The following is a 17,390-nucleotide window of genomic DNA, read 5'->3' on the forward strand; positions in this document are numbered from 1 at the left end:
AGCGAGACGACGGCAATCGGCGATGATTAACCGACGAACTCGCTGGCCTCGGCCATTCCGACCGCGCGCTCACTCAGCAAGATCTGGGTGATCGTGCGCTGCCGGCCACCGTCGGCCAGATGGAATGGATCACCGCCGGAAAGCCGGTGATCGATCACAAGTCGCGACAACAGCAAGCGCCGCGCATCGCTACGCATCTGTTGAATGCGGTGAGCCTCCCAGGCCAGCGCGACGGCGCTTGCAACGTGATAGAGAAGGCTGGTAGCGCGGCGCGCCTCAGCCTCGTTCTCGGCTCGCGCGGCGACCTCGCGGGCAAAGCCGACGGCACGATCGGTCAGGCCGTGGAGGCGGTCGCGCCAGGCGTTTGGTACGGCCGCACTGTCATCGAGTCTCGCGTGCAGACCAGCCGCCAGCGCCGCGTCTGCGCCATGGCGACCGACCGCCCGCGTCAGCGCATCGATCGCAACGATGTTGCCGGTGCCTTCCCAGATCGAGCCGAGATGGGCATCGCGCAGCAACCGCGCCGTGGCGAATTCCTCGATGTAACCGATACCGCCGCGCATCTCCATCGCGTCACCGCAGACCTTGCGCGCATCGCGCGTAGCGCGGAATTTCAAGGTCGGCGTGAGAATACGCAGCAGAGCCGCGGCGTCCTGGCTGCCGGCCTCGGCTCGGTCAAGCGCATCGGCGGTCAGAAAACTCATTGACAGTGCCTGCTCGGTCGCAAGCGTGATCTTCATCAATTGCCGCTGCGCCAGCGGCAGATCGATGATGCGACGGCCGAACACCACGCGATTTCTGGCGACCGTCATCGCGTCGTGCCAGGCGCGGCGCATCAGCGCGGTGGATTTGACGCCGTTGGAGAGCCGTGACGAATTGACCATCTCGGCCATCTGCACGAAGCCGCGATCGAGCTTGCCGACCGCATAGGCGATGGCGCCCTCGAGCTTGATCTCGCCCGACGCCATCGATCGCGTACCGAGCTTGTCCTTCAGCCGCACGATCCGGTAGTGATTGGGCGAGCCGTCATCGAGCGTGCGGGGCATCAGGAACAGGCCGACGCCGCGCGTGCCGGGCCCTGCGCCTTCCGGGCGCGCCAGCAGCATCACGACCTTGGCGTCGGCATTCGAGCAAAACCATTTCTCGCCATAGAGCCGCCAGTGGTCGCCCTCCTCGACCGCGGTCGTGGTCAGCGTGCCGACATCGGAACCGCCTTCCTTTTCCGTCATGAACTGACCGCCCTGGGTGAGCTTGTTCATGTCGGTTTGCGTCAGGCCGTCGAGATATCTGGCTTTCAGCGCCTCGCTGCCGAAATTCGCCAATAGCTTGGCGCAGCCGTCGGTGACGTTGATCGGGCAGCCCAGGCCGAACTCCGCCTGATTGAAGAGAAACGTAAAGGCGTGTTTGGCGACAACGGGATATTTGTCCGGCCAGCCGAGAATGCCCTTGCGGACCGACATTGCGTGAATGCCGAATTCGCCGAAGGCGGCGCGTTCGAGCTCGCGGTAGGCGGGGTGATATTCGATCCACTGCACGTCACGGCCGAAACGGTCGCGCTGATGCAGCTCCGGCACATGGCGATCGGCGAGCCTCGCGCATTCGTCGAGATGTCCGCCCGCAAGGCCGCCCAGGCGATCCAGATGCGGCTCGATATGGCGAAACAGCGCATCGGGCAGATGGATGCGCAGCAAATCCGAGAGCGACGGATCCGCATGATAGAAATTCATGCCTGTGGTGTCCGGCGCCAGCAACGCCGAGCGAGGGTCGGAATTCACAAGGCGATTTTGTGAATGCTGTTGCATTGAATTCCCTGGGTCGCTTCCTCATCTCTTCAGGCGAACTATTGCACATCTCGCCCGGGATAGAAGTAAGGAACATCCGATGGAAACGCCAAAATACAAGAATGCCCTGATCGTCGGGGCCGGTGAAGGCCTGAGCGCCTCGCTGGCGCGGCTGTTTGCGCGCGAAGGTATTCGCGTGGCGCTGGCGGCCCGCAGCATCGAAAAGCTCGGCGCGCTCTGCGCCGAGACCAAAGCGCGGGCCTATGCCTGCAACGCGGCCGACGCCGATGAAGTCGAGCGCCTGTTCGGCCTTGTCGAGCGCGAGATCGGGACGCCCGACCTCGTGGTCTACAATGCTAGCGCACGGGCACGCGGCCCGCTGGTCGATCTCGTGCCAGCCGACGTGGCGCAGGCAATCGCGGTCAGCGCCTTCGGCGGCTTCCTGGTGGCCCAGCAGGCGGCCAAGCGCATGCTGCCGAACAAACAGGGCGCCATCCTGTTCACGGGCGCGTCCGCCAGCGTCAAGGGTTACGCGCAGTCGTCGTCCTTTGCGATGGGGAAGTTCGCACTGCGAGGGCTCGCGCAAAGCATGGCGCGCGAATTATCGCCGCAAGGCATTCACATCGCGCATTTTGTCATCGATGGCGGCATCCGTAGCGCAGCGCGCGCCGAGCCCGCAGACCGGCCGGATTCGTTCCTCGATCCGGATGCGATTGCGCTGAGCTACTGGAACGTGCTGCAACAGCCCAGAAGCGCCTGGTCCTGGGAAGTGGAATTGCGGCCCTGGGTGGAGAAGTTTTGAGGCATTGCGATCGCGGGTGCGACGTGCGTAGGATGGGAAGAGCGAAGCGATCGGTCCGGGCCCGACGGTGATGGGTTTCGCATAGGCTCAACCCATCCTACGGCCCGGCATCTCCGCTGCCGCCCGCAATGACGCGAACCTGGACGCCTATGCCATCGCTTCCAGCGCGTGCTGCTCGCGCGCAAGCCGCCAGCTGGCGCAGGGTATGTCCTGATGGATCGGATCGATCGGCTTTTCGAAGCGCGCGAGCTTCCAGTCGTCGGGATGACGTGTGAAGGCATAGCCGGACTTGCGCGCCAGAGCGATCATCGCCTCGTTGGAACGCAGCGTGTCGCCGAACATCAGATGCGCGCCGAGCGCCGCCGCCCGGCACTCCAGATTGCGGAGCAGCGCCGAACCGATGCCCTTACCCTGCCAGCGATCGTCGATGGAGATGCCGAACTCGAAATTGCCGGTCGCGGCTTCAAAGCCATAACGCGCTTCGCCGACGGTCGTCTCATGCCCATCGATCATCATCGCCGCGATCACGCTGAACCGGTCGTTCTCGCCGGCATGAATGAAATGATCGAGCTCGTTTGCCGGCAATTCGCTCATCGCGCCGAGAAAGCGACTGTAGCGCGAGCCTGTCGAAAGCCGGCGGAAGTAGCCCTGCAGCGTCTCCGCGTCGTCGGGCGCGACGAGACGGACGGTGAGGGTTTTGCCGTCGCGCAGCCTCAGGTGATCGGTGTGGCGTGGATGCTCGACCAGATGAATGACGGTCATGATGCTCTCCGTCGAATTCGAAATTCGCGGCCGGCGCCCCTTGTCAGGAAGGCGGCGCCGGCCCCGGCTCTTAAAGCACGGTGACTTCGGGGCCGACCGTCATCGCGCTTTAGCCTTTGACTTGGCAGCCCTTACGCCCGCCAGAACGGCTTCTCGGCCTCGCGGACGACGTCGCTCCACGACAAGCCGACATCGTGCAGGTCCCGATCGGACCAATGGGTCAGCTCATCGCGCTGGCGCCAGCGGGTAAACCAGACTTGAAACTGGCGGCCGACCCGGTCAAGCGGACCGGCTTCATGATTATTTGTCACATTCTCATAAGTACAAAGGGACATTTCGCCCTCCATAATCCTAGAATTTCACGAGAATATCTGCGCATTTCGCAGTTGCGACAAACGACACTTTGGGACATAATACATGATATAATTTCATGTATTGGAATGCCGATGGCCACCCGACTCCCCTCTCTCAACGGCTTACGCGCCTTCGAGGCTGCTGCGCGCCAGCTGAGCTTCACGGCAGCTGCAGCCGAGTTGAATGTGACCCAGACCGCGATCAGCCATCAGATCCGGCGGCTGGAAGAGGAGCTGGGGATCCGGCTGTTTGTCCGTCAAAACCGCAGCCTGACGCTGACGGCAGAAGCGAAAGAGTACCTGCCGGGCATTCGCGCCGCGTTCAACGACCTGCGGCTGGCCACCGATCGCCTGTTGCGCAAGGACGGCGATCGGGTGCTGACGGTATCCACGCTAGCGTCCTTCGCGGCGAAATGGCTGCTGCCGCGCTTGTCCAGCTTCCAACAGACCCATCCCAATATCGACGTCCGCATCACCTCCTCGACCAGCCTGGTCGATTTTCGCCGCGATGACGTCGATGCCGCGATCCGCTATGGCCGGGGACACTGGTCTGGCCTGCGCGCCGACTGGCTCACCGCCGACGAACTGTTTCCGGTGTGCAGCCCGGCTTTGCTCCAAGGCGACAAGCCGCTGCGCTGCCCGGAAGACCTCGTCCACCACACGCTCTTGCACAGCAGCGGCGGCTATGACGACGACTGGCGCCTGTGGCTGATGGCAGCCGGCCTGCCTTCGGATATCTCGAAACAGCCTGGCTTGAGCTTCGACCTGATCCTGATGAGCGTTCAGGCGGCGATTGACGGTCTCGGCATTGCCATGGGCCGGACCTCCTACGTCGAGGGCGATATCGCCAAGGGCCGGCTGGTGGTGCCGTTCAAGATCGCCCTGCCGGCCGACGCCGGCTTTTACCTGGTGTCGCCGCAGGCGCGCGCCGAATCGGCGAAATTGTCGGCGTTCCGGAAGTGGCTGCTGGCCTCGGTCTAGTGCCGCTTGTGGTGCAGGAACGTCAAATAGGCGGCGCTAGGGCTGATCACACATCGCCTGATCAAGAAGCGCCTGATTTGCGGTTGGTCAGGCCGCGCTGGTGTATTGGAATTTCACATCGCAAAAAGTGCCGTCGGCGAAGGCAAGCGAATGTTGGAATCAGACGACCCCCATGGCAGATTGGCCCTGCAACATAATCCCGCCTGCTCGAAAACGGGCTGATCCAGCGCGGGACACAGGGAGAAGCCGTTAATGTCGTCTACGTCCAGTTCGCCACCGGTTCAGCTTAAATCGCGAATTGGCGCCATTCTCAGAGCTACAAGCGGCAATTTTCTCGAGCAGTTCGACTTCTTCCTGTTCGGCTTTTACGCCCGCTACATTGCGCAGGCGTTCTTCCCGTCGCATGACGAAACAGCAGCACTGCTGCACACTTTCGGCGTGTTCTGGCTCGGCGCGCTGATGCGCCCGGTCGGCGCCATCGTGCTCGGCGCCTATATCGACCGCATCGGCCGCCGCAAGGGTCTGATCGTGACGTTGAGCATCATGGCCATCGGCACCGTCACCATCGCGTTCTGTCCGACCTATGCGACGATCGGCGTCGCCGCGCCGACCATCGTCCTGATCGGCCGCCTGCTGCAAGGCTTTTCCGCCGGCGTCGAACTGGGCGGCGTGTCGGTGTATCTCTCGGAGATCGCAACACCCGGCAATCGCGGCTTCTATACCTCGTTCCAGTCGTCGAGCCAGCAGGTAGCGATTTTCGTCGCCTCCATCATCGGTTTCGCCCTGAGCGAATTGATCCCCGCGGAAACCGTTGCCGCCTGGGGCTGGCGAATACCGTTCTTCATCGGTTGCCTCATCATTCCCGTGATTTTCTTCCTGCGCCGGACCCTTGAGGAGACGCCGGAATTTCTCGCCATGAAGCATCACCCGACCACCCGCGAGGTGTTCGCTTCGGCCGCGGCAAACTGGCGGATTATCGTGCTCGGCATGATGATCGCGGTATTGACCACCACGACCTTCTATTTCGTCACCGTCTACACCCCAACCTTCGGCAGGACAGTGCTGAAACTCACCACGAGGGATGCGCTTCTGGTCACGTTGCTGGTTGCGGTGACCAATTTCATCTGGAATCCGGTCGGCGGCGCGCTATCCGATCGCATCGGGCGCAGACCGGTCTTGACCGGGATCGCGATCCTGTCGCTGCTTACGGCCTATCCGGCGCTGCATTGGCTGGTCGAGGCGCCGAGCTTCAGCAAGATGCTGGCGGTCGAGATGATGTTCTCATTCTATTTCGGCGTCTACAGCGGTACCATGCTTGGCGCGCTGGTCGAGATAGTGCCGAAGCATGTTCGCACCACCTGCTTCTCGATGGCGTTTGCGTTGGCGGCAGGACTGTTCGGGACCTTTACGCCGTTCGCAGCGACCCTGCTGATCGAGCACACCCATGACAAGGCCTCTCCAGCCTATTGGCTGATGTGCGCCGCTGTCCTTGGCATCATCGCCGCGCTTACCGTCTTTCGTGGTGGCGAACAGGCAGCGAAGGACCGAGCCCTCGCCGGCTGAATACCGCCCTGCACGGATGCGGCTTCTGATTTCCATGCCAACGAGCTAACCAGTAAGCATGGTCGACCTAACCCGCAAATACGATGTGCTGGTGATCGGCGGAGGCAACGCCGCTCTGTGCGCCGCGATCAGCGCGGCGCGCGACGGTGCCTCGGTGCTTGTGCTGGAAGCCGCCCCGAAATTCTATCGCGGTGGCAATACCCGCCACACCCGCAACATGCGCTGCGCCCATGATGCGGCGACCGAGATCCTCACCGGACCCTATACCGAAGAAGAATTCTGGGAGGATCTGCTTCGCGTCACCGGCGGCAAGACCGACGAGGAACTGGCGCGGCACATGATCCGCGAGTCCAAGGACATCCTGCACTGGATCGTCCAGCAGGGCGTGCGCTGGCAGCCCTCGCTCGGCGGCACTCTGAGCCTGGGGCGGACCAACTCGTTCTTTCTCGGTGGCGGCCGCGCGATGCTCAACGCGCTCTATCTGACCGCCGAACAGCTCGGCATCGACGCTCTCTACGACGCAGAGGTGATCGACATCGAGATTGCCGATGGCATGTTTCTGTCGGCGACGTTCAAACACGGTGACAGCCACGCCACCGTCAAGGCTTCGGCGCTGGTCGCCGCCTGCGGCGGGTTCGAAGCCAATATCGAGTGGCTGAAGCAGTATTGGGGCGAGGTCGCCGACAATTTCCTGATCCGCGGCACACCCTACAACCGCGGCTCGGTTCTCAAGGTGCTGCTCGACAAGGGCGTGCAGGAAATCGGCGACCCGACGCAGTGCCATGCGGTGGCAATCGATGCCCGGGCGCCGAAATTCGACGGCGGCATCATCACCCGGCATGACTCGGTCGTGTTCGGCATCGTCGTCAACCGCGACGCACAGCGCTTCTACGACGAAGGCGAAGATATCTGGCCGAAGCGTTATGCGATCTGGGGACGGCTCGTCGCTGCCCAACCCGGCCAGATCGCCTACATCATTTTCGACGCAAGCTCGCGCAACAGTTTCATGCCGACGCTTTTTCCGCCGATCGACAGCGACAGCATCGCGGGCCTTGCCGAGAAGCTGACGCTCGATCCCGCGGCGCTGGAAGAGACCGTTGCCGGTTTCAACGCGGCCGTGCGGCCCGGCACCTTTGATTACACGATGCTCGACGATTGCCGCACCGAAGGGCTGACGCCGCCAAAGACCCATTGGGCTCGAAAAATCGAGACGCCGCCCTTTTACGCCTATCCGGTGCGGCCCGGCATCACCTTCACCTATCTCGGCACGCGCGTGAACAAGCAGGCGCGGATGCTGATGAAAGACGGCAAGCCGTCAGCCAATATGTTCGCGGCGGGCGAAATCATGTCTGGCAACGTGCTGGGCAAGGGGTACGCCGCCGGAATGGGCATGACCATCGGCAGCGTGTTCGGCCGCATCGCAGGCCGTGAGGCGGCGAAGAATGCAAGGAACTAGAGCTCCGATTCCGAAGTTCGCAAGCTATTGCGGCCCCTCCGATGCGAACTTCGGAATCAAAGGAGCTCTAGCAACTTATTGATTCTAGTGCGGCTTCGAATTTGAAGTTCCTATAACGAATTCACGCCGAAACTGATAGGAACTTCAAATTCGCCGCACTAGCTGCACGTTCAGTTCACCTCGCCGTGCTTGCGGGATCGAAAACAAAAAAGGGGAACGCCATGTCACGACTGGTATTCGCTCTCGCCACGGCAGCCCTGATGTCGGCTAGCTCCGCACAGGCCGCAGAACCGATCATGCTGCGCGACATGGGCTCGTTCCATGTCGGCGGGCGTCTGGTCGAGATCAGCGGCAAGCCGGTCAAAGAAGTAACCTTCACGCCCGGCGGCGTCCCGGCGAAAGTCGACCCGAACGGCACCTACCAGGTCGAGCAGATGTATGTGCAGTACTTCCTGCCGGTCAACGAGCACGGCGCCTATCCATTGCTGATGTGGCACGGCGGTGGGCTGACCGGTGTCACCTGGGAGACGACGCCGGATGGCCGCGAGGGCTGGCGCAACTATTTCCTGCGCAAGGGCTGGAGCGTCTATAATTCCGACGCCGTCGAGCGCGGCCGCGCTGGCTGGGCGCAATATCCTGACGTCTTCAAGAGCGATCCGGTGTTCCTGACCACCGCCAACCCGTTCGAGCGCTTCCGCATCGGCGACGGTCCGCACTCCTACGATCCGGATCCGGCGAAGCGCAAGGTGCTGCCGGGCAGCCAGTTTCCGGTTGAGGCTTACGATAATTTCGTCAAGCAGGGTGTGCCGCGCTGGACCACCAATGACCACGCGACGATCGCGGCCTACATCGCCGAGATCGATCGGGTCGGTCCCTGCATCATCATGGTGCATAGCCAGGCCGGCACCTTCGGATTCAAGGTGGCGCAGGCGCGGCCCGACAAGGTCAAGGCGCTGATCGCGATCGAGCCGGCCGGCGTCGGCGATCCCGCCAAAGTCGACGCGCTGAAGAACATTCCGACCCTGATCGTCTATGGCGACTACATCGACCGCGATTCACGCTGGCCGAAAATGCGCGCAACGGGCGTCGCTTTCGCCGACAGCACCAAGGCGGCGGGCGGCAGCGTCGACGTTATCGACCTGCCCAAGATCGGCATCATGGGCAATTCGCACATGATCATGATGGACAAAAACAATGCGGAAGTCGCCGTTCTGATCCAGAACTGGCTGGAACGGAAGGGGCTCACGAAGTGAATCAACAACCGCGTAACCTGCACGGAAGCCCAATCCTGGAAGAAGCCGACCGCCTGATGACGGTCTGCAATTCCTGCCGCTACTGCGAAGGCCTCTGTGCGGTGTTTCCGGCAATGGAAATGCGCCGCGCTTTTACCGACGGCGATCTCAACTACTTCGCCAATCTCTGTCACGCCTGCGGCGCCTGCTACACCGATTGCCAGTTCTCGCCGCCGCACGAATTCAACGTCAATGTTCCGAAGACGCTCGCCGCCCTGCGCGCGGAGTCCTGGGCCACTTACACATGGCCGCGCGCCTTCTCTGGCCTGTTCGCCCGCAATGGCGTGGCGATCAGTATCATCTGCGCGTTGAGCGTCGCCGCCTTCATCTTCGGCTTCGCCGCCTCTAACGACCCACAGGTCCTGCGTGGCATTCACACCGGCCCCGGCGCGTTCTATGTGCTGATGCCACACAATGCGATGGCCGCGCTGTTCGGCGCGGCGTTCCTCTACGCCATGGCGGCGCTCGTGATGGGCCTGCGGGGCTTCTGGCGCGACATCGGCGAGCCCACTGGGGTGCTCGCCGATCCGCCGTCGCTGTTGCAAGCGATGAAGGATGCCGGACAGCTGCGCTATCTCGATGGCGGCGGCGTCGGCTGCTTCAACAAAGACGAGCGTCCGACCGATCGCCGCCGGACCTATCACCACCTGACGTTCTACGGCTTCCTTCTGTGCTTCGCGTCGACCTGCGTGGCGACGCTTTATCACTATCTGCTCGCACGCGAGGCACCCTATGCCTGGTGGGACCTGCCGGTGGTGCTGGGCACGCTCGGCGGCATCGGCCTTGTCGTCGGATCGATCGGACTTCTCATGGAGAAATCCAGACGTGACGTGGCCCTGGTGGACACCGGCAGCACCGGCATGGATGCCGCTTTCATCCTGATGCTGTTCCTGACCGGCCTCACAGGGCTCGCGCTTCTGGCCTGGCGCGACACGTCGGCAATGGGTCCGCTACTGGCGCTGCATCTCGGCGTCGTGTTCGCGTTGTTCATCACCCTCCCTTATGGAAAATTCGTGCACGGCCTTTATCGCTATGCCGCGCTGGTGCGCTACGCGCGCGAGCGGCACAGGATGGCTTAAGGCGCGTGGCTTTGGGACCTCATGGTTCGAGACGCTGCTTCGCATCTCCTCACCATGAAGGTCCGCTCCGGGTAACGTCCTTGGACCTGATCCTGGGGAGCCGTGCTCGCGCGGCGTCTCGAAGGATGGCCGCGGTAAATTACAAATCCACCACGACGTAATCGTCCTCGATCGACACATTGAGCGTTTCGGCCACATATGGCCCCTTCACCACCGCCGAGCCGGGCTCGACATTGACGGCGTAGGCACGAGTACGAAACCGCCGCGGGTCGCAGTAAGACTGCCCGGTGCGGATATCGAACTCCCAGCCGTGCCAAGGACAGCGGATGATTTCGCCCAATCGCGTATATTCGATCTCACCGGGATCGGACGATTGCGCCAGGCCGATCAGCGGCCCTTCACACAAGGCCGCGCCCTGATGAGGGCAGCGATTCAACAGGCCAAAGAATTCGCCGTTGACGTTGAACACCGCGATCGGCCGCTCGTCGATGGTGAGAAACTTGCGCGACCCCGGCGGCATCTCGTTCACGGGCGCAACGACGTAACGGGTCATCCTGATTTACGCCAGCCCGAACAGTTTCTTGGCATTGTTCAGATAAAACGCCTCGCGATTGACTTCGCTGACGCCCGGCGGCAATACCCGCGACGGCTCATCGAAATCCCAATGCGGATAGTCGGTGGCAAACAGCAATTTGTCCCAGCCGACCCATTCGACGACATCGAGCAGATGATCGCGCCGCTCCGGATCTTCCATCGGCTGCGTCGTAAACCAGATGTGATCGCGGATATATTCGGACGGCAGCCGCTTCACATGCGGCACCTCGCTTTTGAGAAGCTTCCAGCTGCGGTCCAGCCGCCACGACAATGATGGCGCCCAGCCGAACCCGGCCTCGATCATGATCATCTTCAGCCGCGGATATCGCTCGAACACGCCTTCCAGCACGAGGCTCGAGAGCACCGCCTGTTGGCATTGCGAATGCCCGACCATCTCCTCGATATAGAAGCTCGGCCAGCCTGAGGCCGTGATCGGATTACCACCAAAGCCGAACGCATGCACGCCGACCGGAAGTCCCGCTTCCTCGGCCGCCTCATAGATCGGCCAGTAGCGGCGCTGGCCCAGCGGCTCGACGGTGCGGCTCAACAACAGCACCTGAACGAAGTTCTTGTCGCCAGCACGCTTGCGGATTTCGGCAGCTGCGGTCGGCCCGTCCTCGTTGGCGACGACGATCGATCCTTTCAGGCGAGAATCCTTGGCTGTCCATTTGTCGATCTGCCAGTCGTTGATCGCCGAACAGATCGCCGCGGCCAGTCCGTGGTTGCGGATGCCCTGCCCGGTTGCGAGCGGGTTGAGGACGCCCAGCACGACGTTGTTCGGATCAAGATGCTGTTGCTGCATGAATGCCAGCGAGGAGCCCTGCGGACCGCCTTCGGGCGGATAGGCATCGCGGCGCGAGGCGTTGGGCTGCGCTTTCGGATAGGGCGGCCCCTCCATCATGCCTTGATAGGGGTGCTTGCCGTAGGTCTCGAGATGGTCGTGCCAGCGCTTCGCAAGAAAGGGATAGAGTTCGGTCGCGGTGGCGCGCGCGGGATGAATGTCGCAGTCGGCAATCGCGGCTTTGACGAGCGCCTTGGCATCGGTTGACGGTGCGGCCGCCGGCCGATCGCGGAACTGGATGTTCATGGCGTCGTCTCCCGATTGGTTTGGGCCGTCACCGTTTCCGTCAAGCGCGGATAGGTCGCGAAGGGATTATCGATCATGATCTTCCTGACGAGATCGGAGGAAATGCCTTCCGGCAACGCCTCGTCGCGATCGAACTGCCAATGCGGATAGTCGGTCGAGAATAGAAGCAATTCGTCCGACTGCATATGGTCGAACAGGCGATTTAGTACCTCCGGCTCCGGCGGCGCATCGACCGGCTGCAACGAAAAGCGAATATTGCTGCGCACAATCTCAAGCGGCGCGTGATCGACCCACGGCGTCTCCATGCGGATGCCGCGCAAGAATTTGTGCAGACGCCACAGGTAAGGCGGCAGCCAGGTGAACCCGCTTTCCAGCATCACCATCTTCAGGTTCGGATGCCGCGCGAACACGCCTTCGACGATCAGGCTGGTCAACTGCGTCTGGAATGCCTGCGCTTGGGCGACATGATCCTCGATGTGATAGGAGCCCCAGCCGACCGAGGTCGGCGGATTGTGATAGCTCGATCCGGCGTGGATTCCGATCGGCAGGCCCAGCCGTTCGGCTGCCGCATAGATCGGCCAATAGGCGCGCTTCCCCAACGGCATGTCGCCCATCACCAGCATCAGGACCTGAACGAAGCGCTTGTCGGCGGCGCAGCGCTCGATTTCGGCGACGGATTTTTCCACGCTCTGGACCGGAATAACGATCGAGCCGCGCAGGCGGTCGTCCTTGTCGAGCCACTCCTTGACCAGCCAGTCGTTCAAGGCGCGCGTGAAAGCGACCGCCATATCTTCCGAAAACACTATCTGCACGCCGAACAGCGGATTGCAGATGCCGAAGCGGGTACTGAAAGGATCGAGCGCCTGCACCTGCAGTTCCTTCAAGCTCGAGCCAGGCTTGCCCTTGGCCGGCCGCCAGTCCGGCCGCGCCGAAATCGGCGAATTCGGCGGATAGGATTGCGAGACGAGGTCGGTCATCCCGCGTGTGGTGATCTGGTCGCGCCAATAGTCGTCGAGATACGGCAGCAGGCTGGTCAGGTGAGGAACGGCGGGATGGAGATCGCAATCTACTCCACCCGGGATTGGGGACGTCATGGGCTTCGGTTCCTCTCACTCCGTCATTCCCGAGCGATGCGCAGCATCGAATTATGGCGCGCAATCGCGCAACCGATAATAATCGAGATTCCGGGTCTGGTGCTTACGCACCATCCCGGAATGACAGTTGGGTGGCATTGAAGCAGGCCGTCGCTAGCCTCGCAACACGGCAAAAAGCGATCGCAGGCGTGCTATAAAGCGGGTCCCGTCAGCCAGCCCACCAGGGAATTGGAATTCATGAAAGACCTCGTCGCGATCGCCGAAAAGATTGCCGCCAGGCTTAAGGAGCGCAAGGAGACCATCGCGGTCGCGGAATCCTCAACCGGCGGCCTGATTTCGGCAAGCCTGCTTGCCGTGCCCGGCGCGTCCGCCTATTTCCTCGGTGGCGCGGTGGTCTACACGCGCGATGCGCGACGGCTTCTTGCCGATATTCCCGACGAGGCGATGAAGGGAACGCGCTCGGCATCCGAACCCTACGCCCAGTTGCTAGCGAGCCGGACCCGCGAGCGCTTTTCGACGCATTGGGCCCTGTCGGAGACGGGCGCGACCGGGCCGACCGGCAACCGTTACGGCGATGCCGCCGGCCATAGCTGCATGGCGGTCGCGGGACCGCGATCATCGGTCATCACGCTTGAGACCGGCAGCGCCGACCGTTTCGCCAACATGCACGCCTTCGCGGCGCGTGCGTTGCAATTGCTGTTGGAGAGTTTGTCGCTGTGACTTCCGCCGTCACTTCTCCCGGAACGCTCGCATCAACTGATCGCTCAAGGGCTTCATCAAATAGGAAAACAGCGTGCGATTACCGGTTTGCACGAAGGCTTCGACCGGCATGCCGGGAATCAATTTGACATCGCCAAGACGCGCGACTTCTGCCGGCGGCATCGAAACGCGGATGGTGTAATAGGACTGCCCGGTGCGCTGGTCGGTGGTGGTGTCGGGCGAGACGCGGGTGACGACGCCGTTCAATTCCGGCGTGGTGCGCTGGTTGAATGCGGACAACCTCAGCAACGTTTTCTGGCCGACCTGCAATTTGTCGATATCCTGCGGATTGACCTTGGCTTCGACCTGAAGGTCGTCGGTCTGCGGCACGATCAACATGATGGTGTCGCCTGCGGTGATCACACCGCCGACCGTGTGCACCGTGGATTGCAGCACCATGCCGTCTTGCGGCGCACGAATATCGACCCGCCGCAACTGGTCTTCCGCCGTGACCTTGCGCTCGACGAATTCGCCGATCTTGTCATTGGTCTCGCGCAAATCCTTGGACACGTCGCTCACCATGTCCTTGTCGACCTGGATGATCTGCAACTCGGTTTCGGTGATCTTGCCTTTGGCCTGGGCGCGCTGAGCAACGTATTGCGCGCGTTCACCGGCGAGCCTTGCCGCGTCGCGTTCGAGCGTCGTCAGGCGGCTCAGTTGCACGAGGTGCTTGTCATAGAGATCGCGGACACCAGAGAGTTCCTTCTCTACCAGATCGATTTCCTGGTTCTTGGCTTTCTCCTGTGCGGCGAGGCCGTCGATTTCCTCGTTCAGTTGGACGATGCGCTCGCGCAATTGCGCCTTCTGACCGGCGCGGCCGTTGACGCGCACCTCGAACAGCTTGACCTCGTTCGCCATGATCGCCTTGACGTCTGGATCGTTGGCGCGATCGGTCAGCGTCTTCGGAAACACGATCTTGTCGAGGCCGCTCTGCTCGGCCTCAAGTCGCGCCGCACGGGCCCACAGACCATCGAGGTTCTTGGTGACGATCGCCAGGTTTGCCTTGGTGATGGTATCGTCCAGCCGCACCAGAATATCGCCCGCCTTGACGAGGTCGCCGTCATGGGCACGCACCTCGCCGACGACGCCGCCGGTCGGGTGCTGCACCTTCTTGACGCTGGATTCGACGACGATCGATCCCGGCGCAATCAAGGCCCCCGAGATTTCCGCGGTCGAGGCCCAACCGCCGAACCCGCCTGCCAACAAGATGACGACGGCGATCCCGACGATCAAATGTCGCTGGATCGACGGGCGCGTGCCTTCCTGCTGAAAATCCGTGATGGCTTTTTGGAGGGTTATCATGGCTTGACCACCCCTCCGTCGGAGACGATCTTGATCGGCGCCGGCGAGGCCACGCGCGGCTGCAGCACCTGCGCCAGCACGGTCTCCTTCGGTCCGAACGCCTGAACGCGGCCGTCCCTGAGCACGAGCAATTGATCGACCGCCTCGATCCCGATCGGCCGGTGCGCGACCACCACCACGATGGCGCCGCGTTCGCGCGCGCCGCGGATGGCGCGCGTCAACGCCTCATCGCCTTCGGTATCGAGATTGGAATTCGGCTCATCGAGAACGATGAGGAAGGGATTGCCGTAAAGCGCGCGCGCCAGCGCCACGCGCTGCGCCTGCCCGGCTGAAAGCGCCGCTCCCTGCTCACCGACCTGGGTGTCGTAGCCTTCGCGCATCTTGATGATCATCTCGTGGACGCCGGCTTCCTTGGCGGCCACGATAATGCCGTCGGAAGTGGCCTCGGGATCGAAGCGGCAGATGTTCTGTGCGACCGTTCCTGCGAACAATTCGACGTCTTGCGGCAGGTAGCCGATGTGGCGGCCGAGCACATCCGAAGACCATTGGTCGAGTGCGGCGCCATCGATCCGCACTTTTCCGCGCGCCGGCTGCCATACGCCGACCAGCGCACGAATCAAGGAGGATTTGCCCGAGCCGCTCGGCCCGATGACGCCGAGGCCGTTTCCGGCGGCCAGTGCAAACGTCACCTCCTGCACAATGAGGCGTTGATCGCCGGGCGGCACGATGCTGACACCCTCTACCGACAGGCGGCTGGAAGGCGTCTGCAGCAAGGTCGGCGTGGGACGCGCCGGCATCGATTCCAGCAAGCGGGTAAGGCGGTGCCAGCTTTGGCGCGCGGCAATAAAACTTTTCCAGTGCGCGATTGCCAGATCGACCGGCGCAAGCGCGCGCGCGCTCAGGATCGAACCGGCGATGATGATACCCGCGGTCGCCTCCTGGTGAATCACAAGATAGGCGCCGACCGCCAGCACGGCCGATTGCAGCATCATCCGCAAAACCTTGGCGACAGCGCCTAGCCCGCCCGAAACGTCGCTGGCGCGCTGGTTGCCATCGAGATAGTTCTGGTTGGCGTTGGCCCAGCGCTTGGTCAGCCGGCCGGACATGCCCATCGACACCAGCACTTCGGCGTTGCGGCGGCTCGCGGCTGCCAGATCGTTACGCCGCGTCGCGAGGCCCAACGCCTGGCGCGCCGGCGCGCGCGACAAGAACTCGGTCACGATGGTGAGTGTCACCAGGATGGTCGCACCGACCAGCGCGGTGAAGCCGATCAGCACATGGAAGGCAAAGCAGATCGCCAGATAAAACGGCAACCACGGCAGGTCGAAGAAGGCGCTCGGTCCCATACTGCCGAGAAAGCCGCGTATGTGGTCAAGATCGCGCAGCGGCTGAAGGCCCTCATTGCGACTGCCAAGGGTGAGCGGCAGCCGGACGACGACGTCAAACACCCGCGCATTGAGGGCTTCATCGAGCGCGGTTCCGACGCGGCCCAGGATCCTTCCCCGGATCAGATCGAGGATGCCCTGCGCGACATAGAGGCCGCCCGCCAGGATGATCAGGCCGATCAGGGTCGGAACGCTGCGGCTCGGCAGTACCCGGTCATAGACCTCGAGCATGAACAGCGAGCCTGTCAGATAGAGCAGGTTGATCATGCAACTGATGACGCCGACGCCGATGAAGGCGGTACGGCAGGCGCGCAGGGCTTCGCCAAGCTCGGAATGCCGGACACCGGAAACGGCTGCCATTTATTCTGGTCTCTTCAACTGGGGATCGCGAACCAGCTCAAATCAGGGGTCCACGACGCATTATTACCGAATTTTCGCAAATAGCGCCTAATGAAGTCACATTAACCTAAATGTCTGTAGCGGAACACCTTTCCGACGGCCGGACCAAGCCAATTCTACTTTTTGGTCGTTCCGGACGGGTCAAGAATTCGGGGCCGGCCGGCAATGGCTCGGCCGGCCCCCAACTGGCTTGCCAGCATCAGAGGCGGCCGCCGGACCGAATCAGCCGCACGATCAGGAGAAGGATGACGGCGCCGATCGCCGAATAGATGATTTCCGAAATCAGGCCGGCGCCGATGTGAATGCCGAGCCTTGGGAACAGCCAGCTGGCGATGAAAGCGCCGATAATGCCGATAACGATATCGCCGATGATACCAAAGCCGGCACCGCGCACCACCTTGCCGGCCAGCCAGCCCGCAACCAGACCGACGAAAAGAATAACGATAAGGCTTTCGCTCGAAATGTACATGAAGCTCCCCCTGATGATGCGCGACGTTCCACCTCGCGCTGAGGACGAATCTAGCGATTATTGGCTGACCTGACCACGTCAAATTGGGCCGATGTCAGTAGCGCGTGATCTGTCGCCTGTTTGTAGCTCGTGAAGTGTCGTGTTTTTAGTGCCCTGGAACAAAGGGGGCACGATGGGCACGGCATCCATTCACGAGGGTGTACGACGGATGCGGTTTTCAAGTTTGCTGGAT

The 17,390-nt window shown here is 62.2% G+C and carries 16 protein-coding genes; 7 read left to right on the forward strand and 9 right to left on the reverse strand.

Annotated features, from left to right (window positions below; all coding sequences use genetic code 11):
• Window positions 1-26: 26 nt before the first annotated feature.
• The gene (locus M6D32_RS02025) at window positions 27-1,802 is read right to left on the reverse strand and encodes an acyl-CoA dehydrogenase family protein (RefSeq protein WP_298252849.1); all 1,776 of its coding nucleotides are present in this window, start codon (window positions 1,800-1,802) and stop codon (window positions 27-29) included.
• Between the two features lie 79 nt (window positions 1,803-1,881).
• Here M6D32_RS02025 and M6D32_RS02030 point away from each other — a divergent pair, with 79 nt between their 5' ends.
• Window positions 1,882-2,583 carry an SDR family NAD(P)-dependent oxidoreductase gene (locus M6D32_RS02030; protein WP_298252851.1) on the forward strand — a complete coding sequence of 234 codons (702 nt, stop codon included), beginning with the start codon at window positions 1,882-1,884 and terminating at the stop codon, window positions 2,581-2,583.
• Between the two features lie 147 nt (window positions 2,584-2,730).
• On the opposite strand, the gene M6D32_RS02035 is transcribed toward M6D32_RS02030, so the two are convergent.
• Window positions 2,731-3,345 carry a GNAT family N-acetyltransferase gene (locus M6D32_RS02035; protein WP_298252853.1) on the reverse strand — a complete coding sequence of 205 codons (615 nt, stop codon included), beginning with the start codon at window positions 3,343-3,345 and terminating at the stop codon, window positions 2,731-2,733.
• A gap of 131 nt (window positions 3,346-3,476) precedes the next feature.
• Window positions 3,477-3,680: a DUF1127 domain-containing protein gene (locus tag M6D32_RS02040; protein WP_298252855.1), complete on the reverse strand. Its 204-nt coding sequence runs from the start codon at window positions 3,678-3,680 to the stop codon at window positions 3,477-3,479.
• Window positions 3,681-3,791: 111 nt separating this feature from the next.
• Here M6D32_RS02040 and M6D32_RS02045 point away from each other — a divergent pair, with 111 nt between their 5' ends.
• The 5 genes from M6D32_RS02045 (at window position 3,792) to tcuB (ending at window position 10,069) form a co-directional block, all read left to right on the forward strand.
• Window positions 3,792-4,679 (forward strand): transcriptional regulator GcvA, encoded by an 888-nt coding sequence (locus M6D32_RS02045; protein WP_298252857.1) that lies wholly within the window; start codon window positions 3,792-3,794, stop codon window positions 4,677-4,679.
• A 252-nt stretch (window positions 4,680-4,931) separates the two neighbouring features.
• Window positions 4,932-6,242 (forward strand): MFS transporter, encoded by a 1,311-nt coding sequence (locus tag M6D32_RS02050; RefSeq protein ID WP_298252859.1) that lies wholly within the window; start codon window positions 4,932-4,934, stop codon window positions 6,240-6,242.
• A 58-nt stretch (window positions 6,243-6,300) separates the two neighbouring features.
• Window positions 6,301-7,698: an FAD-dependent tricarballylate dehydrogenase TcuA gene (gene tcuA, locus M6D32_RS02055; protein ID WP_298252861.1), complete on the forward strand. Its 1,398-nt coding sequence runs from the start codon at window positions 6,301-6,303 to the stop codon at window positions 7,696-7,698.
• Window positions 7,699-7,919: 221 nt separating this feature from the next.
• On the forward strand, window positions 7,920-8,951 hold the full coding sequence (locus M6D32_RS02060) for an esterase (protein WP_298252863.1): 1,032 nt from the start codon (window positions 7,920-7,922) through the stop codon (window positions 8,949-8,951).
• 17 nt (window positions 8,952-8,968) lie between these two features.
• A complete protein-coding gene (gene tcuB / locus M6D32_RS02065) occupies window positions 8,969-10,069 on the forward strand; it encodes a tricarballylate utilization 4Fe-4S protein TcuB (protein WP_298252884.1) in 1,101 nt (366 codons plus the stop codon).
• 139 nt (window positions 10,070-10,208) lie between these two features.
• On the opposite strand, the gene M6D32_RS02070 is transcribed toward tcuB, so the two are convergent.
• The 3 genes from M6D32_RS02070 to M6D32_RS02080 are packed head-to-tail and all read right to left on the reverse strand — an operon-like array spanning window position 10,209 to window position 12,844.
• Window positions 10,209-10,622 carry a Rieske (2Fe-2S) protein gene (locus M6D32_RS02070; RefSeq protein ID WP_298252865.1) on the reverse strand — a complete coding sequence of 138 codons (414 nt, stop codon included), beginning with the start codon at window positions 10,620-10,622 and terminating at the stop codon, window positions 10,209-10,211.
• Between the two features lie 6 nt (window positions 10,623-10,628).
• Entirely contained in the window at window positions 10,629-11,750 is a 1,122-nt protein-coding gene (locus M6D32_RS02075) for an amidohydrolase family protein (RefSeq protein ID WP_298252867.1), read from the reverse strand.
• The gene (locus M6D32_RS02080) at window positions 11,747-12,844 is read right to left on the reverse strand and encodes an amidohydrolase family protein (protein WP_298252869.1); all 1,098 of its coding nucleotides are present in this window, start codon (window positions 12,842-12,844) and stop codon (window positions 11,747-11,749) included. The genes M6D32_RS02075 and M6D32_RS02080 overlap by 4 nt, the downstream gene beginning before the upstream one ends.
• Before the next feature lie 237 nt (window positions 12,845-13,081).
• On the opposite strand from M6D32_RS02080, the gene M6D32_RS02085 reads away from it, so the two are divergent.
• Window positions 13,082-13,564 carry a CinA family protein gene (locus M6D32_RS02085; RefSeq protein ID WP_298252871.1) on the forward strand — a complete coding sequence of 161 codons (483 nt, stop codon included), beginning with the start codon at window positions 13,082-13,084 and terminating at the stop codon, window positions 13,562-13,564.
• Between the two features lie 9 nt (window positions 13,565-13,573).
• On the opposite strand, the gene M6D32_RS02090 is transcribed toward M6D32_RS02085, so the two are convergent.
• The 3 genes from M6D32_RS02090 to M6D32_RS02100 form a co-directional block, all read right to left on the reverse strand.
• Window positions 13,574-14,905 (reverse strand): HlyD family type I secretion periplasmic adaptor subunit, encoded by a 1,332-nt coding sequence (locus M6D32_RS02090; RefSeq protein WP_298252873.1) that lies wholly within the window; start codon window positions 14,903-14,905, stop codon window positions 13,574-13,576.
• Window positions 14,902-16,650 (reverse strand): type I secretion system permease/ATPase, encoded by a 1,749-nt coding sequence (locus M6D32_RS02095; RefSeq protein ID WP_298252875.1) that lies wholly within the window; start codon window positions 16,648-16,650, stop codon window positions 14,902-14,904. Before M6D32_RS02095 ends, M6D32_RS02090 begins: the two co-directional genes overlap by 4 nt.
• A gap of 238 nt (window positions 16,651-16,888) precedes the next feature.
• A complete protein-coding gene (locus M6D32_RS02100) occupies window positions 16,889-17,158 on the reverse strand; it encodes a GlsB/YeaQ/YmgE family stress response membrane protein (protein ID WP_298252877.1) in 270 nt (89 codons plus the stop codon).
• Window positions 17,159-17,390 lie beyond the last annotated feature (232 nt).

The organism is Bradyrhizobium sp., from assembly GCF_027307225.1.
Classification (GTDB): Bacteria; Pseudomonadota; Alphaproteobacteria; order Rhizobiales; family Xanthobacteraceae; genus Bradyrhizobium.

Excerpts from the sequence above, each read along its gene's own strand:
- M6D32_RS02060 (WP_298252863.1), top strand. The coding sequence starts at position 7,920 with ATGTCACGACTGGTATTCGCTCTCGCCACGGCAGCCCTGATGTCGGCT.
- M6D32_RS02040 (WP_298252855.1), bottom strand. The coding sequence starts at position 3,680 with ATGTCCCTTTGTACTTATGAGAATGTGACAAATAATCATGAAGCCGGT.
- M6D32_RS02030 (WP_298252851.1), top strand. The coding sequence starts at position 1,882 with ATGGAAACGCCAAAATACAAGAATGCCCTGATCGTCGGGGCCGGTGAA.
- M6D32_RS02050 (WP_298252859.1), top strand. The coding sequence starts at position 4,932 with ATGTCGTCTACGTCCAGTTCGCCACCGGTTCAGCTTAAATCGCGAATT.
- M6D32_RS02085 (WP_298252871.1), top strand. The coding sequence starts at position 13,082 with ATGAAAGACCTCGTCGCGATCGCCGAAAAGATTGCCGCCAGGCTTAAG.
- M6D32_RS02080 (WP_298252869.1), bottom strand. The coding sequence starts at position 12,844 with ATGACGTCCCCAATCCCGGGTGGAGTAGATTGCGATCTCCATCCCGCC.
- tcuA (WP_298252861.1), top strand. The coding sequence starts at position 6,301 with ATGGTCGACCTAACCCGCAAATACGATGTGCTGGTGATCGGCGGAGGC.
- M6D32_RS02100 (WP_298252877.1), bottom strand. The coding sequence starts at position 17,158 with ATGTACATTTCGAGCGAAAGCCTTATCGTTATTCTTTTCGTCGGTCTG.
- M6D32_RS02045 (WP_298252857.1), top strand. The coding sequence starts at position 3,792 with ATGGCCACCCGACTCCCCTCTCTCAACGGCTTACGCGCCTTCGAGGCT.
- M6D32_RS02070 (WP_298252865.1), bottom strand. The coding sequence starts at position 10,622 with ATGACCCGTTACGTCGTTGCGCCCGTGAACGAGATGCCGCCGGGGTCG.
- M6D32_RS02075 (WP_298252867.1), bottom strand. The coding sequence starts at position 11,750 with ATGAACATCCAGTTCCGCGATCGGCCGGCGGCCGCACCGTCAACCGAT.
- M6D32_RS02095 (WP_298252875.1), bottom strand. The coding sequence starts at position 16,650 with ATGGCAGCCGTTTCCGGTGTCCGGCATTCCGAGCTTGGCGAAGCCCTG.
- M6D32_RS02025 (WP_298252849.1), bottom strand. The coding sequence starts at position 1,802 with ATGCAACAGCATTCACAAAATCGCCTTGTGAATTCCGACCCTCGCTCG.
- M6D32_RS02035 (WP_298252853.1), bottom strand. The coding sequence starts at position 3,345 with ATGACCGTCATTCATCTGGTCGAGCATCCACGCCACACCGATCACCTG.
- M6D32_RS02090 (WP_298252873.1), bottom strand. The coding sequence starts at position 14,905 with ATGATAACCCTCCAAAAAGCCATCACGGATTTTCAGCAGGAAGGCACG.